The 15,375-nt window shown below is 71.2% G+C and carries 15 protein-coding genes; 13 read left to right on the forward strand and 2 right to left on the reverse strand.

Annotation, left to right across the window (positions count from 1 at the left end; genetic code table 11):
* Nucleotides 1-49 precede the first annotated feature (49 nt).
* Complete coding sequence (locus OOJ98_RS26060) at nucleotides 50-754, forward strand: HdeD family acid-resistance protein (protein ID WP_267057462.1); 705 nt, start codon at nucleotides 50-52, stop codon at nucleotides 752-754.
* Between the two features lie 137 nt (nucleotides 755-891).
* The gene (locus OOJ98_RS26065; protein WP_267057463.1) at nucleotides 892-1,392 is read left to right on the forward strand and encodes an ATP-binding protein; all 501 of its coding nucleotides are present in this window, start codon (nucleotides 892-894) and stop codon (nucleotides 1,390-1,392) included.
* Here the strand turns inward: OOJ98_RS26065 and idi are convergent.
* A complete protein-coding gene (gene idi, locus OOJ98_RS26070; RefSeq protein ID WP_267057464.1) occupies nucleotides 1,367-1,972 on the reverse strand; it encodes an isopentenyl-diphosphate Delta-isomerase in 606 nt (201 codons plus the stop codon). The genes OOJ98_RS26065 and idi overlap by 26 nt on opposite strands.
* A 140-nt stretch (nucleotides 1,973-2,112) precedes the next feature.
* Nucleotides 2,113-3,054 carry a cation diffusion facilitator family transporter gene (locus OOJ98_RS26075; RefSeq protein WP_267057465.1) on the reverse strand — a complete coding sequence of 314 codons (942 nt, stop codon included), beginning with the start codon at nucleotides 3,052-3,054 and terminating at the stop codon, nucleotides 2,113-2,115.
* A gap of 409 nt (nucleotides 3,055-3,463) precedes the next feature.
* Between OOJ98_RS26075 and OOJ98_RS26080 the strand changes: the two genes are divergently transcribed.
* The 11 genes from OOJ98_RS26080 (at nucleotide 3,464) to OOJ98_RS26130 (ending at nucleotide 15,332) form a co-directional block, all read left to right on the forward strand.
* Entirely contained in the window at nucleotides 3,464-5,269 is a 1,806-nt protein-coding gene (locus tag OOJ98_RS26080) for a DUF5941 domain-containing protein (protein WP_267058247.1), read from the forward strand.
* A complete protein-coding gene (locus tag OOJ98_RS26085; RefSeq protein WP_267057466.1) occupies nucleotides 5,266-6,003 on the forward strand; it encodes a phosphocholine cytidylyltransferase family protein in 738 nt (245 codons plus the stop codon). Before OOJ98_RS26080 ends, OOJ98_RS26085 begins: the two co-directional genes overlap by 4 nt.
* Nucleotides 5,991-7,052, forward strand: coding sequence for an iron-containing alcohol dehydrogenase family protein (locus OOJ98_RS26090; RefSeq protein WP_267057467.1), 1,062 nt, complete (start codon nucleotides 5,991-5,993; stop codon nucleotides 7,050-7,052). Before OOJ98_RS26085 ends, OOJ98_RS26090 begins: the two co-directional genes overlap by 13 nt.
* On the forward strand, nucleotides 7,030-7,809 hold the full coding sequence (locus OOJ98_RS26095) for a CDP-alcohol phosphatidyltransferase family protein (RefSeq protein ID WP_267057468.1): 780 nt from the start codon (nucleotides 7,030-7,032) through the stop codon (nucleotides 7,807-7,809). The genes OOJ98_RS26090 and OOJ98_RS26095 overlap by 23 nt, the downstream gene beginning before the upstream one ends.
* Before the next feature lie 50 nt (nucleotides 7,810-7,859).
* Entirely contained in the window at nucleotides 7,860-8,705 is an 846-nt protein-coding gene (locus tag OOJ98_RS26100; protein ID WP_267058248.1) for a glycosyltransferase family 2 protein, read from the forward strand.
* A 56-nt stretch (nucleotides 8,706-8,761) separates the two neighbouring features.
* Nucleotides 8,762-9,643, forward strand: a complete 882-nt coding sequence (locus tag OOJ98_RS26105; RefSeq protein WP_267057469.1) for an ABC transporter permease — start codon at nucleotides 8,762-8,764, stop codon at nucleotides 9,641-9,643.
* Complete coding sequence (locus tag OOJ98_RS26110) at nucleotides 9,630-10,445, forward strand: ABC transporter ATP-binding protein (RefSeq protein WP_267057470.1); 816 nt, start codon at nucleotides 9,630-9,632, stop codon at nucleotides 10,443-10,445. The genes OOJ98_RS26105 and OOJ98_RS26110 overlap by 14 nt, the downstream gene beginning before the upstream one ends.
* 403 nt (nucleotides 10,446-10,848) lie before the next feature.
* Nucleotides 10,849-11,760 carry a squalene synthase HpnC gene (gene hpnC / locus OOJ98_RS26115; protein WP_267057471.1) on the forward strand — a complete coding sequence of 304 codons (912 nt, stop codon included), beginning with the start codon at nucleotides 10,849-10,851 and terminating at the stop codon, nucleotides 11,758-11,760.
* Nucleotides 11,757-12,707 (forward strand): presqualene diphosphate synthase HpnD, encoded by a 951-nt coding sequence (gene hpnD / locus OOJ98_RS26120; protein ID WP_267057472.1) that lies wholly within the window; start codon nucleotides 11,757-11,759, stop codon nucleotides 12,705-12,707. Before hpnC ends, hpnD begins: the two co-directional genes overlap by 4 nt.
* 136 nt (nucleotides 12,708-12,843) lie before the next feature.
* On the forward strand, nucleotides 12,844-14,226 hold the full coding sequence (gene hpnE, locus OOJ98_RS26125; RefSeq protein ID WP_267057473.1) for a hydroxysqualene dehydroxylase HpnE: 1,383 nt from the start codon (nucleotides 12,844-12,846) through the stop codon (nucleotides 14,224-14,226).
* Nucleotides 14,223-15,332, forward strand: a complete 1,110-nt coding sequence (locus OOJ98_RS26130; protein ID WP_267057474.1) for a polyprenyl synthetase family protein — start codon at nucleotides 14,223-14,225, stop codon at nucleotides 15,330-15,332. The genes hpnE and OOJ98_RS26130 overlap by 4 nt, the downstream gene beginning before the upstream one ends.
* Nucleotides 15,333-15,375: the final 43 nt, after the last annotated feature.

The following is a 15,375-nucleotide window of genomic DNA, read 5'->3' on the forward strand; positions in this document are numbered from 1 at the left end:
TCCCTATGATCGCAAGGGGGGTCGCACGCGGATCGCTGAGGAGACGCTGATGGCCAAACCCACGCGGAACGTCGAAGGCGAAGGCGGCACGACGGACGCCGGGCGCGAAGGCAGACGGCTGAGCCGCAGCTTCGGCCTCCTCGCGCTGCTCGGAGCCGTCCTGGTGGTGGCCGGGATCGTCGGCCTCGCCTACACCGAGTTCGCCACCCTCACCACGATGCTGCTCTTCGGCTGGCTGCTGCTCATCGGCGGCGTCGTCGGGCTCGCGCACGCCATCCAGTCGCGCGGCTCCCGCTTCTTCTGGCTCGCCGTCGTGGTCGCCGCGCTGAACCTGGCCGCCGGTGTCGTCATCATCCGCCGCCCCGAGGGCAGCGCGGAGGCGCTCACCATGTTCGCGGCCCTGCTCTTCCTGACCGGCGGCGTCTTCCGGCTGGCCGGCAGCGTGGTGGTGCGCGGGCCGCAGTTCGGCTGGACGCTGGTGCAGGGCGCGTTCGGCGTCCTGTTGGGCGTCCTGGTGCTCGCTAACTGGCCGAGCAACAGCCGGTACGTCATCGGCTGTTTCTTCTCGCTCGCGCTCCTCTTCGACGGCCTCGGGCTGATCGCCATCGGGGTGGGCGGACGCAGAATCGTCACTCTTGTGAGCGACGCGGTGACCTCGCCCGAGGACGCGAAACGCACACCTCCGATGTCTCCGACACCCCCGCAAGCCATGGCAAAGCCGTCAGAGGGGGAGCAGAACCCGCCGCCGAGATGACTTTCTCTTCCATCACTCATCAAAAAGCGGCGATAGATGCTGACTTCTGTTCAGTCGGCCGGTCCGGACCAGCGCATTCCCGACACTCATGAGGAGTGGGGTGTGCCGTCGAGCCGCAAAAAGGTGGGTGCCAGAACATGGAGATCCGCGGGAGCCTCCCGCCCGAACCCGCCGCCCCGGCCCGGCAGCAGTCGTACGAGGGCGTGTGGCGGTTCACCGCCCCCGCCGTCGACGTCTCCGTGCCGCAGGCCCGGCACGCGGTGCGCGACCTGCTGCGGCGCCAGGGAGTGCCGGCCCACGACGACCTCGTACAGGGGCTGCTGCTCATCGTCTCGGAGCTGGTCACCAACGCGGTCAGACACGCGGTGCTGCTCTCCCCGGAGGTCGCCGTCGAAGTGGCGATCGGGGCGGAATGGATCCGGGTGTCCGTCGAGGACAACCACCCCTACCGCCCCAAGGCGCTGGAGGCGGACTACGCCCAGACCGGCGGCCGGGGCCTGCTCCTGGTCCGGGAGATCACCGAGGAGGCCGGCGGGGTGTGCGACGTCGAGCAGACCGCGAGCGGCGGAAAGATCGTGTGGGCCGCACTCCCGCTGGCACCCCTGCCGGGCATCACCAGCCCGCGTCGGGCCCCGTGAGCTCCTTCACCGCGGGCCGCGCCGCGTCGAGCACCGTCATGAACCACGCCGAGAACGGGACGGCGGCGTGCCGCTCGGCGAGCTCCTCCGGCGTCACGAACGCCGTCTCGCCGATCTCCTCGGGGTCGGGCCGCAGCGGCGACCGCGCGAGTCCCACGAACAGGTGGTTGTACTCCTGCTCCACCAGACCCGAGTCCGGATCCGGGTGGTTGTAGCGCACCGTGCCGGCCTCGGCGAGCAGCGTCGGCGAGATCCCCAGCTCCTCGTAGGTGCGCCGGGCGGCCGCCGCGAACGGGGACTCGCCGGGGTAGGGGTGGCCGCAGCACGTGTTGGACCAGACACCGGGGGAGTGGTATTTGCCGAGCGCCCGGCGCTGGATCAGGAGCCGGCCCGCCTGGTCGAAGAGGAAGACGGAGAACGCCCGGTGCAGCTGGCCGGGCGCCTGGTGGGCGGAGAGCTTCTCCGCCGTTCCGATGGTGTTGCCGCTCTCGTCGACGAGTTCGAGCATGATCTCCGGTGCGGCGGCGCCCGTGGTCCCGTTCGACGAGTTGTTCGCCGTGGTGGCTGGTGTGCTCGGCATAACCATCCTTCGCTTCGGTCCTCGGCTGCCCAGTCTGCCGTACAAAAGCGGTGTGTCCGCCATTGACCGGCATCCGCATGTCATGCCCCACACGGCCCCGCCGGAACCGTCCCGAACCCGTGCCCGAACCACCGCCCGACTCAGTGACAGAGCCGCGCCTCGTGCTCGGCGTGACCGCCCGGCTCCAGCTGGAAGGTGCAGTGCTCCACGTCGAAGTGGTCGCCCAGGCATCCCTGCAGCTCGTGCAGGAGCTTCTCGTGCCCCACCGAGTCGAGCATCTCCTGGCTGACCACCACGTGCGCGGAGAGCACCGGCATCCCGGACGTGATCGTCCAGGCGTGCAGATCGTGTACGTCCTCGACGCCCGGCAGCTCCACGATGTGTGAGCGCACCTCCGCCATGTCGACGCCCTTGGGAGCCGATTCGAGCAGGACGTTGAGGGTCTCGCGCAGCAGCTTGACGGTCCTCGGCACGATCATCACGCCGATCACCAGGGAGGCGATCGGGTCGGCCGCCTGCCAGCCGGTGGTCATGATGACCAGACCGGCCACCACGACGGCCCCCGAGCCGAGCGCGTCGGAGAGCACTTCGAGGAAGGCGCCGCGCACGTTGAGGCTCTCCTGCTGCCCCTTCATCAGGAGGCAGAGCGAGACGGAGTTGGCGACCAGGCCGATCAGGCCGAAGACGACGGCGGTGCCGCCCGCGGTGCCGGCCGGCTCGACGAAGCGCGCCACCGCCTCGAACAGGATGTAGCCGCCCACTCCGAGCAGCAGCATGCAGTTGAGGAGCGCGGCGAGGATCTCGGCGCGGGCGTACCCGAACGTGCGGTTGCCGGCGGCCGGGCGGTTGGCGAAGTGGATGGCGAGCAGCGCCATCGCGAGCCCCAGGCCGTCCGTCGCCATGTGCGCCGCGTCCGCGACGAGGGCGAGGGAGTCCGCGAGGAGACCGCCGACGATCTCCACGACCATCACGGTCAGTGTGATGCCGAGCGCGATGCGCAGTCGTCCCCGGTAGGCGGCGGCCGCGGTGCCCGTCGGCGGCGGCCCGCCGTGTGTGTGTCCGTGGTCGTGCCCAGCCCCCATGAAAGGCCCTCCCGGATCTGTTTCCGATCAATCCCGACGTCTCTATGAGGGGCCAGTGAACTACGGGTAGGGGGTATCTGCAACACGGCACTGAACACCGTTGTCATCTGCTCTGACCTGCGGAAATGCTCGCAGGTCAGAGCGCCGCACCGATCACGTAGCGGTCGCGTTGGCGCGGCCGCATCGCTCCTCGGCCGGGCCCCGGTCGCCCTTGGTTTGTGGGGTGCGCCCTTGATCCACCATGATGATCGCGGCGTCCCGCACCGGGAGCCCCCGGGCCCCATCGGGCGTGAACGGCCAGTGAATTCCCGCTTCCGTGCATCCGATAGCCTCTGCCGACGTGCCGCCCGCCCCCTGTCGGGCCTGGCCGTCGGACCTCAGCCATGTCAGTCGCAAGGAGTGGATTCGTCTGTCGACCGCCATCCTTACCGGTCCGCCGGTACCCGGATCGCAGCTCGGACCCGATCTGCGCGCGCTGGGATTCGACGTACGAGAAGCCCTGCTCCCCGACGAGCTGCCCCGCCTGGTCGGTCAGGTACCGGCCGGGGAGCGCGTCGCCCTGGTCGACCCGCGCTTCGTCGGTCACCTCCACGCGCTGCGTCTCGCGCTGACCGACCCCCGCTTCCCCGCGGCCTCCGTTCCGGGCGCCCTCGCCGTCCAGGCCGAGGCCCGCCCGGCGCTCGCCCGCGCCCTGACCGAGGCCGCCGCCGAGCCCACCACGCCGGTCCGCATCGCCTCGGTGCTCGCCGACGACGTCGCCGCGGCCATCGAGACCGACGGCGTCGCCGTGCACCACCCCGAACTCGGCTCGCTCGTGGCGAGCGTTCCCGCCGACGACGAGAGCGCGGCCGAGGCCGCCCGCGCCGTCGCCGCCGTGGACGACGAAGCCGTCCGCCTGCGCAACGCGGTCAAGTCCCGCGACGGCTTCTTCACCACCCACTTCATCAGCCCCTACTCCCGCTACATCGCCCGCTGGTGCGCCCGCCGCGGCCTCACCCCCAACCAGGTCACCACGGCCTCGCTGATCACCGCGCTGATCGCGGCCGGCTGCGCGGCGACCGGGACCCGGGGCGGCTACGTCGCGGCCGGTGTGCTGCTGCTCCTCTCCTTCGTCCTGGACTGCACCGACGGGCAGCTCGCCCGCTACTCGCTCCAGTACTCGACGATGGGCGCCTGGCTCGACGCCACGTTCGACCGCGCCAAGGAGTACGCCTACTACGCGGGCCTCGCCCTCGGCGCCGCTCGGGGCGGCGACGACGTGTGGGCGCTCGCGCTCGGCGCGATGGTGCTCCAGACCTGCCGCCATGTCGTGGACTTCTCGTACAACGAGGCGCACGTCGTGGGCACGGACGCGACCGCCAACACCAGTCCGACCGCGGCCCTCTCCGACCGGCTCGACTCCGTCGGCTGGACGGTGTGGGTGCGGCGCATGATCGTGCTGCCCATCGGCGAGCGCTGGGCGATGATCGCGGTCCTCACCGCCGTCACCACACCCCGCGTCGTCTTCTACGCCCTGCTCATCGGCTGCGCCTTCGCCGCCTGCTACACCACCGCGGGCCGCGTCCTGCGCTCCCTGACCCGTCGCGCCACCCGCACCGACCGTGCGGCGCGGGCCCTCGTCGACCTCGCCGACAGCGGTCCGCTCGCGCAGCTCGTCGCGGCCAGGGCGCCCCGGATTCCGGGCGCCCCCGTGGTAGCGGCCGTCGGAGCCGCCGCACTGATCGCCGCCGCGCTCACCCAGCCCGTCGGCAGCGGCCAGATGGTCGTCGCGGCCCTCTTCTACGCGGTCCTGTCCGGCCTCGCCGTCGCCGGCCCCCTCAAGGGCGCCCTCGACTGGCTCGTGCCGCCGCTCTTCCGGGTGGCCGAATACTGCACGGTCCTGATCCTGGCGGCCCGCTCGGACGTGGACGGAGCCCTTCCCGCGGCTTTCGGCCTCGTATCCGCGGTCGCCTACCATCACTACGACACGGTCTACCGCATCAAGGGCGGCTCCGGCGCGCCGCCGCACTGGCTGGTGCGGGTGATCGGCGGCCAGGAAGGCCGCACGCTCGTGGTGACGGTGCTCGCCGCCGTCCTCGCCACGCGGGGCACAGACTTCACCCTGGCGCTCACCGCCCTCACGGCGGTCATCGCGCTCGTGGTGCTCGTGGAGTCCATCCGGTTCTGGGTGTCCTCCGGAGCACCTGCCGTACATGACGAAGGAGAAACAGCATGATTGGCCTCGTACTGGCCGCCGGTGCCGGACGGCGTCTGCGCCCCTACACCGACACGCTCCCGAAGGCCCTCGTGCCTGTCGACGGTGACACCACCGTCCTGGACATCGCGCTGAAGAACTTCGCCGAGGTCGGCCTCACCGAGGTCGCGATCGTCGTCGGCTACCGCAAGGAAGCCGTGTACGCGCGCAAGGAGGCCCTGGAGGCCACGTACGGCGTCGCGATCACGCTGATCGACAACGACAAGGCCGAGGAGTGGAACAACGCGTACTCCCTGTGGTGTGCGCGTGAGGTCCTCAAGCGCGGTGTGATCCTCGCCAACGGCGACACGGTCCACCCCGTCTCGGTCGAGAAGACGCTGCTCGCCGCCCGCGGCAAGGGCCAGAAGATCATCCTCGCCCTCGACACGGTGAAGTCCCTCGCCGACGAGGAGATGAAGGTCATCACCGCCGAGGGCAAGGGCGTCCAGCGCATCACCAAGCTGATGGACCCGGCGACCGCGACCGGTGAGTACATCGGCGTCACGCTCATCGAGGCCGAGGCCGCCGAGGAGCTCGCCGACGCCCTGAAGACCACCTTCGAGCGCGACCCCGACCTCTACTACGAGGACGGCTACCAGGAGCTCGTCAACCGCGGCTTCACCGTCGACGTGGCCCCCATCGGCGAGGTGTCGTGGGTCGAGATCGACAACCACGACGACCTGGCGAAGGGCCGTGAGATCGCGTGCCAGTACTGACGCGACTGATTCCGTCGCCGGTCGTCGTCGACATCCGCCGCGGCGCCCTGGACGACCTCGCCGTCGTCCTGGCCGACCAGCGGATCTCCGCCAACGGCAACCTGGCGATCGCGGTCAGCGGGGGATCGGGGCAGAAGCTGCGCGAGCAGTTCGCCCCGCTCCTTCCGGGCGCCGACTGGTACGCGGTCGACGGCGGCACCATCGACGCGGCGGTCACCCTCGCCGACCAGATGCGCGGCAAGCGCTACGACGCGGTCGTGGCGCTCGGCGGCGGCAAGATCATCGACGTGACCAAGTACGCGGCGGCCCGGGTCGGGCTGCCCATGGTCGCGGTCGCCACCAACCTCTCGCACGACGGCATCTGCTCGCCGATCTCGACCCTCGACAACGACAACGGGCGCGGCTCCTACGGTGTGCCCACCCCGCTGGCGATCCTCATCGACCTGGACGTGATCCGGGAGGCGCCCGCGCGCTTCGTGCGCTCGGGCATCGGCGACGCGATCTCCAACCTTTCCGCCATCGCGGACTGGGAGCTGTCGCACCGCGAGACCGGGGAGCCCGTCGACGGCCTGGCCGCCGCCATGGCGCGCAGCGCCGGTGAGGCGGTCCTTCGCCACCCCGGCACCGTCGGCGACGACGACTTCCTCGTCACGCTCTCCGAGGGCCTCGTCATGTCCGGCATCGCCATGTCGATCAGCGGCGACAGCCGGCCGTCGTCCGGCGCCTGCCACGAGATCAGCCACGCCTTCGACCTGCTCTTCCCGCAGCGCGCGGCGAGCCACGGTGAGCAGTGCGGTCTGGGCGCCGCGTTCGCCATGCACCTGCGCGGCGCGACCGAGCAGTCCGCGCACATGGCCGAGGTACTGCGCCGGCACGCCCTGCCGGTGACGGCCGGGGACATCGGCTTCAGCGTGGACGAGTTCGTCCAGGCCGTCGAGTTCGCCCCGCAGACCCGGCCCGGCCGCTACACCATCCTCGAACACCTCGACCTGTCCACCGACCAGATCAGGGACGCGTACGCCGACTATGCCAAGACCATCCGTAGCTGAGCTCCGCCCGGTCGTGCACCCGGCGGGTGTGAAGGACCGGGTCAGCGGCGAGCACTGGGGCGGCCGCCTGTACATGCGCGAGATCTCGCTGCGCATCACCCGGGTCCTGGTCACCACCAAGGTCACGCCGAACCAGCTGACCTATCTGATGACCCTCAGCGGTGTCCTCGCCGCCCCGGCCCTGCTCGTGCCGGGCGTCTGGGGCGCCGTCCTCGGCGTCATCGCCGTCCAGGGCTATCTGCTGCTCGACTGCGTCGACGGCGAAGTGGCCCGCTGGAAGAAGCAGTTCTCGCTCTCCGGCGTCTACCTCGACCGGGTCGGCGCCTACCTGTGCGACGCCGCGGTCCTGGTCGGCTTCGGCCTGCGCGCCGCCGACCTGTGGGGCCCCGGCCGCATCGACTGGCTCTGGGCCTTCCTCGGCACGCTCGCCGCGCTCGGCGCCATCCTGATCAAGGCCGAGACCGACCTCGTCGGCGTCGCCCGTCACCAGGCCGGGCTCCCGCAGGTCAAGGACGCGGCGGCCACGCCGCGCTCCTCCGGCATGGCGCTCGCCCGCCGGGCCGCCGCCGCGCTCAAGTTCCACCGGCTCGTCCTCGGCATCGAGGCGTCCCTGCTGATCCTCGTCCTCGCCGTCGTGGACCAGATGCGGGGCGACCTGTACTTCTCGCGTCTGGGCGTCGCGGTGCTCGCGGGCATCGCGCTCCTGCAGACGCTGCTGCACCTGGTGTCCGTCCTCGCGTCGAGCAGGCTGAAGTGAGCGCCCCGGTGCAGGGCGGCCCCCTGAAGGTCGGCGCGGTGATCATCACCATGGGCAACCGCCCCGCCGAACTGCGTGCCCTGCTCGACTCGGTGACCAAGCAGGACGGCGACCACGTCGAGGTCGTCGTGGTCGGCAACGGCGCCCCGGTCCCGGACGTCCCCGAGGGCGTACGCACCGTGGAGCTGCCGGAGAACCTGGGCATCCCGGGCGGGCGCAACGTCGGCATCGAGGCGTTCGGCCCCTCGGGCGCCGAGATGGACGTCCTGCTCTTCCTCGACGACGACGGCCTCCTCGCGCAGCAGGACACCGCCGAGCTGTGCCGCCAGGCCTTCGCGGCCGACCCGGAGCTGGGCATCATCAGCTTCCGGATCGCCGACCCGGAGACCGGTGTCACCCAGCGCCGCCACGTCCCGCGGCTGCGCGCCGCCGACCCGATGCGCTCGTCGCGCGTGACGACCTTCCTCGGCGGCGCCAACGCCGTGCGGACCCGGGTCTTCGCGGAGGTCGGCGGGCTGCCCGACGAGTTCTTCTACGCCCACGAGGAGACCGACCTCGCCTGGCGTGCCCTGGACGCCGGCTGGATGATCGACTACCGCGCGGACATGGTCCTGAACCACCCGGCGACCGCCCCGTCCCGGCACGCGGTCTACCACCGGATGGTGGCCCGCAACCGGGTCTGGCTCGCCCGGCGCAACCTGCCGGCGCTCCTGGTCCCGGTCTACCTCGGGGTCTGGCTGCTCCTGACCCTGGCGCGCAAGCCCTCGGGCCCGGCCCTGAAGGCCTGGTTCGGCGGGTTCAAGGAGGGCTGGACGACGCCCTGCGGACCGCGCCGTCCCATGAAGTGGCGTACGGTCTGGAAGCTCACCCGGCTGGGCCGTCCCCCCGTCATCTGAGAGCCTCGGCTCCTGAGACCATCGGGCGTACTTCTTGAACACGAAAGTTTCCACTTGTGAGTGACACAACCCTGTCCCCGGCGGACCTCGCCGCCAAGCACGGGCTGTCGGTGAGCGGTGCCCGGCCCGGACTCACCGCTTACATCAAGCAGCTGTGGGGCCGGCGCCACTTCATCCTGTCGTTCTCCTCGGCCAAGCTCACCGCCCAGTACAGCGAGGCGAAGCTCGGCCAGATCTGGCAGGTGGCGACGCCCCTGCTGAACGCGCTGGTGTACTACTTCATCTTCGGCGTGCTGATGGGAACGAGGAAGGGCATCCCCAACGATGTCTTCATCCCGTTCCTGGTGACCGGCGTGTTCCTGTTCACCTTCACGCAGAACTCGCTGATGGCCGGCGTACGGGCGATCTCGGGCAACCTGGGTCTGGTGCGGGCGCTGCACTTCCCGCGCGCCTCGCTGCCGATCTCCTTCGCGCTCCAGCAGCTCCAGCAGCTGCTGTTCTCGATGATCGTCCTGATGATCGTGGTGGTCGCCTCCGGCTTCGCGCCGGGCATGACCTGGATCCTCATCGTCCCGGTGCTGGCGCTGCAGTTCGTCTTCAACACCGGACTCGCGCTGATCTTCGCCCGGCTCGGCGCGAAGACGCCCGACCTCGCCCAGCTGATGCCGTTCATCATGCGTACCTGGATGTACTCGTCCGGCGTGATGTTCAGCATCACCGCGGTGCTCCACGACAAGCCGAGCTGGCTCAAGCACGTCCTGCAGATCAACCCCGCCGCGATCTACATGGATCTGGCGCGCTACGCCCTGCTGGACGGTTACGGCGGCGGGTCCCTGCCCCCGCACGTCTGGGCCCTGGCGATCGGCTGGGCCGTCGTCGTGGGCGCCCTGGGATTCGTGTACTTCTGGAAGGCTGAGGAGCGCTATGGCCGTGGCTGAGGACATCAAGAACCGCGTGGCGGTCGAGGACGCGCGCATTCCCACCGTCATCTGCGACGACGTGCACATCGTGTACACCGTCAACGGTGGCGGCGGCGGAAGGGGCAGCGCCACCGCCGCCCTGAGCCGCATCGTCAAGAAGGACAAGACCGGCGGCGCCTCCCGCGGCATGCGCCGGGTGCACGCGGTCAAGGGCGTGTCGTTCACCTCGTACCGCGGTGAGGCGATCGGCCTGATCGGCTCCAACGGCTCCGGGAAGTCGACCCTGCTGCGGGCCATCGCCGGCCTGCTGCCGCCCGAGAGCGGGCGGGTCTACACCGACGGCCAGCCCTCGCTGCTCGGCGTGAACGCGGCGCTGATGAACGACCTGACCGGCGAGCGCAACGTCATCCTCGGCGGCCTGGCCATGGGCATGTCGCGCGAGGAGGTCAAGGCGCGCTACGAGGAGATCGTCGACTTCTCCGGCATCAACGACAAGGGCGACTTCATCTCCCTTCCGATGCGGACGTACTCCTCCGGCATGGCGGCCCGGCTGCGGTTCTCCATCGCCGCGGCCAAGGACCACGACGTCCTCATGATCGACGAGGCGCTGGCCACCGGTGACCGTCAGTTCCAGATCCGCTCGGAGGAGCGGATCCGCGAGCTGCGCAAGCACGCGGGCACCGTCTTCCTGGTGAGCCACAGCATCGGCTCCATCCGGGACACCTGCGACCGTGTGCTGTGGCTGGAGCGCGGTGAGCTGCTCATGGACGGTCCGACCGACGAGGTCGTCAAGGCGTACCAGAAGGAGTCCGGGCGCTGACGCCCAGTCGTCCGGCGCCATCCGCCAAGACCGAGCCCCTGTCGATCAACCCCGGCAGGGGCTCGTGCGTCCTAGGGTGTGGTCCGACAGTCAAGGTCCCGTCAAGTTGCCAGTACGCGGGGAAGGTTGGGCCCGATCGGAGTGTTCTCGTAACGCTCGCAACACCCCCGCGTGTCGGCGGCCGTTGTACAACGTAAGCTGTACCGGTGCTGATTCGCGGCAAGTGGGGTAATACGCCCCGGGCTCCACGCGTGACGGGTCACCCCGTCCGGGGAGGTCAGGCGGCGTGTCCGAAATAGGATGTTTTGGGTCGGCGGTGTAGAACGGGAGATGTGACGGCCATGGCTACGGAAGATCTCCAGCTCCAAGGGACGGCCGCCGTTCCCGCCCCGGGCGGTACCCGGTGACCCCAGTCCGGGATGTGCGCCCCGGACCCGCCGCGTGCGCCACGCTCGACAAGGCCGCGGACGAGAACTTCCCGGTGGCCCCCTTCTTCCTGCCGCGCGCCTGGCGCGACGACCTGATGGCCGTCTACGGCTTCGCCCGGCTCGTCGACGACATCGGTGACGGCGACCTCGCCCCCGGCGGCGCCGACGCCCGCCACCTCGGCGTGGCCCCCGCCGCAGCGGACGACCGGATCGTCCTGCTCGACGCCTTCCGGGCCGACCTGAACCGGGTCTTCGACGGCACCCCGCACCACCCGCTCCTCAAGGCGCTCCAGCCGACCGTCCGGCGCTGCGCACTCACCCCCGAGCCGTTCCTCGGGCTGATCGAGGCCAACCGCCAGGACCAGCGGGTGCGGCGCTACGAGACGTACGAGGAGCTGCTTGCCTACTGCGAGCTCTCCGCCAACCCCGTGGGGCGGCTCGTCCTCGCCATCACCGGCACCACGAGCCCGGAGCGGGTCCGCCGCTCCGACGCGATCTGCACCGCGTTGCAGATCGTCGAACACCTCCAGGACGTGAAGGAGGACCTCGGGCGGGACCGGATCTATCTGCCGGCCGAGGACATGTCACGTTTCCATGTCACGCAGGCCGATCTGGCCGCCCCCCGGGGGAGCGCTTCGGTGCGCGCCCTGGTCGCGTTCGAAGCGGAACGCGCCGGGTCGTTGCTGAATGAAGGCACCCCCCTGGTGGGTAGCGTCCACGGCAGACTCAAGCTGCTGCTGGCCGGATTCGTGGCCGGAGGACGCGCCGCGCTCGACGCGGTGGCTGCCGCCGGCCACGACGTACTTCCGGGGCCGCCCAAGCCCACCAAGGCAAGGCTGGTGCGCGAGGTGGGAGCCGTCTTGCGAAGAGCGCGTAGAGAGGGGTGAGCCGGACAGTGGAGGCACAGGCACCCGTGTCCGCACCGGTACAGGCCGCATACAGCTACTGCGAGGCCGTGACCGGGCAGCAGGCGCGCAATTTCGCGTACGGCATCAGGCTGCTGCCGGCCGACAAGCGGCAGGCGATGTCCGCGCTGTACGCGTTCTCGCGCCGGGTCGACGACATCGGTGACGGGACGCTGGCCCAGGACGCCAAGCAGACGCGGCTCGAAGAGACCCGGGCACTGCTCGGGCGGGTCCGCGACGGCGCGGTCGACGAGGACGACACCGACCCCGTCGCGGTGGCGCTCGCGGACGCGGCGCAGCGCTTCCCGATCCCGCTCGGCGGGCTCGACGAACTCATCGACGGCGTCCTGATGGACGTGCGCGGCGAGACCTACGAGACCTGGGACGACCTCAAGACGTACTGCCGCTGTGTCGCCGGCGCCATCGGGCGGCTCTCGCTCGGCGTGTTCGGCATCCAGCCCGGCGTGCCCGGCAGCGAACGCGCTCCCGAGTACGCCGACACGCTGGGGCTCGCCCTCCAACTCACCAACATCCTGCGGGACGTTCGCGAGGACGCCGGCACCGGGCGGACCTACCTGCCCTCCGACGACCTCGCCAAGTTCGGCTGCTCGACCGGGTTCGACGGCCCGCTGCCGCCCCCCGGCTCCGACTTCGCCGGCCTCGTCCACTTCGAAGTGCGGCGCGCCCGCGCCCTGTTCGCCGAGGGCTACCGGCTGCTGCCCATGCTGGACCGGCGCAGCGGCGCCTGCGTCGCCGCGATGGCCGGCATCTACCGCCGTCTGCTCGACCGCATCGAGCGCGACCCCGAGGCCGTACTGCGCGGCCGGGTCTCGCTGCCCGGCCGGGAGAAGGCGTACGTCGCGGTCCGCGGCCTGTCCGGGCTCGACACCCGGTACGTCTCCCGGCAGAGCGCCAGGAGGCGCGCCTGATGCTCCACGCGCTCCCCGACGAAGGGTCCAGGTCCATGGCGCCGGTCCGACGTGCGGCCCGCCGGTCCGCCGCCGCGTCCGCGACGGCGCCGGCCCGCGGTGCGCACACCACCGGCGCGGCCCGCGGGGAGGACGCATGAGCGGCACGCGGCCCCAGCGCGCCGTGGTCGTCGGCGGCGGCCTCGCCGGCATCACCGCGGCCCTCGAACTCGCCGACGCCGGCCTGGACGTGACCCTGGCCGAGGGGCGCCCGCGCCTGGGCGGCCTCGCGTTCTCCTTCCGGCGCGGCGACCTGACCGTCGACAACGGCCAGCACGTCTATCTGCGCTGCTGCACCGCCTACCGCTGGTTCCTCGACCGGGTCGGTGGCAGTGAACTCGCCCCCGTGCAGCCCATGTTGGACGTGCCCGTCCTCGACGTGGCGGACCCCGGCCGCCCCCGGCTCGGCCGGCTGCGCCGCGACGCGCTGCCGGTGCCGCTCCACCTGGCGCGGAGCCTGGCCACCTACCCGCACCTCTCCCTCGCCGAGCGGCTGTCGGTGGGGCGCGCCGCGCTCGCCCTGAAGAAGCTCGACCCCGCCGACCCGGCCCTCGACGGCGTGGACTTCGCCACCTGGCTCAGCCGGCACGGCCAGTCCCGGCGGACCATCGAGGCGCTGTGGGACCTGGTGGGCGTGGCCACCCTCAACGCCACCGCGCCGCACGCCTCGCTCGGGCTCGCCGCCATGGTCTTCAAGACCGGCCTGCTCTCCGAGGCGGGCGCCGCCGACATCGGCTGGGCCCGCGTGCCGCTCGGCGAGCTCCACGACACCCTGGCCCGCAAGGCGCTCGACGCGGCCGGCGTGCGGGTCGAGACGCGCACCAAGGTGGAGGCCGTCTCCCGTACCGCGGACGGCGGTTGGCAGGTCTGTCTGGGCGGCGAGACGCTGGACGCCGAGGTCGTGGTGCTCGCCGTGGCGCAGAAGGAGGCGCACGGTCTGCTGCCCGACGGCGCCCTCGACGATCCGGCCAAGCTCCTCGACATCGGCACCGCCCCCATCCTCAACGTGCACGTGGTCTACGACCGCAAGGTGCTGCGGCAGCCCTTCTTCGCGGCGCTCGGCACCCCGGTGCAGTGGGTCTTCGACCGTACGGACTCCTCGGGGCTCACCGGCCCAGGCCAGTACCTGGCCCTCTCCCAGTCGGACGCGGGTGACGAGATCGAGCTGCCCGTGTCCGAACTGCGGGCGCGTTACCTGCCGGAACTGGAAAAGCTGTTGCCCGCGGCGCGCGGCGCCGAGATCCTCGACTTCTTCGTCACCCGGGAGCGGACAGCGACGTTCGCCCCCACCCCCGGCGTCGGCCGGCTGCGGCCGTCGGCACGGACCCGCGCGGACGGCCTGTACCTGGCCGGCGCGTGGACCGCGACCGGCTGGCCCGCGACCATGGAAGGCGCCGTACGCAGCGGATTCAGCGCCGCCGGCGCCGCGCTCGCCGCCCTGGGCCGCCCCCACGTTCATCCGCTTCAGGAGGCGGCATGACAGTTAGCAGTACTGGAACAAGAGGAGAGACTGTGCCGACTGTGCCTTCGGCTTCGGCGAATCCGGCTGTGGACACCGTGGACGTCACCGCCCTGCTGGAGCGGGGGCGCGCGCTGTCGACTCCGGAGCTGCGGGCGGCCGTCGACCGGCTCGCGGCTCCCATGGACACCGTCGCCGCCTATCACTTCGGGTGGATCGACGCCCAGGGCCGCCCCTCGACGGGTGACGGCGGCAAGGCCGTGCGGCCCGCGCTCGCCCTGCTCTCCGCGGAGGCGGCCGGCGCCGCCGCCGAGGTGGGCGTGCCCGGAGCGGTCGCCGTGGAGCTCGTCCACAACTTCTCGCTGCTGCACGACGACCTCATGGACGGCGACGAGCAGCGCCGCCACCGCGACACGGTGTGGAAGGTGCACGGCCCCGCGCAGGCGATCCTCGTCGGCGACGCCCTGTTCGCCCTCGCCAACGAGGTCCTCCTGGAGCTCGGCACCGTGGAGGCGGGCCGGGCGACGCGCCGACTGACCACCGCCACGCGGAAGTTGATCGACGGTCAGGCCCAGGACATCTCCTACGAGCACCGCGAGCGGGTCACCGTCGAGGAGTGCCTGGAGATGGAGGGCAACAAGACGGGCGCCCTGCTCGCCTGCGCCTGCTCGATCGGCGCGGTCCTCGGCGGCGCCGACGACCGGACCGCCGACACCCTGGAGGCGTACGGCTACCACCTCGGCCTCGCCTTCCAGGCCGTCGACGACCTGCTCGGCATCTGGGGCGACCCGGACGCCACGGGCAAGCAGACCTGGAGCGACCTGCGCCAGCGCAAGAAGTCGCTGCCGGTCGTCGCCGCGCTCGCCGCGGGCGGTCCGGCCTCCACCCGGCTCGGCGAACTGCTCGCCGCCGACGCCAAGAGCAATGACTTCGACAGCTTCTCCGAGGCGGAGTTCGCCACCCGGGCCGCCCTGATCGAGGAGGCCGGCGGCCGGGAGTGGACCTCGCAGGAAGCCCGCAGGCAGCACACCATCGCGATCGAGGCGCTCGGCGCCGTCGACATGCCGGAACTCGTCCGTGCCCAGCTCACCGCGCTGGCCGACTTCGTCGTCGTACGAAAGAGATGATCACCATTCCCATATGACTCGCAGTCGCCGGAGGGCCCGGGTA

Origin of the sequence: Streptomyces sp. NBC_00083 (assembly GCF_026343295.1) — a bacterium.
Classification (GTDB): domain Bacteria; phylum Actinomycetota; class Actinomycetes; order Streptomycetales; family Streptomycetaceae; genus Streptomyces.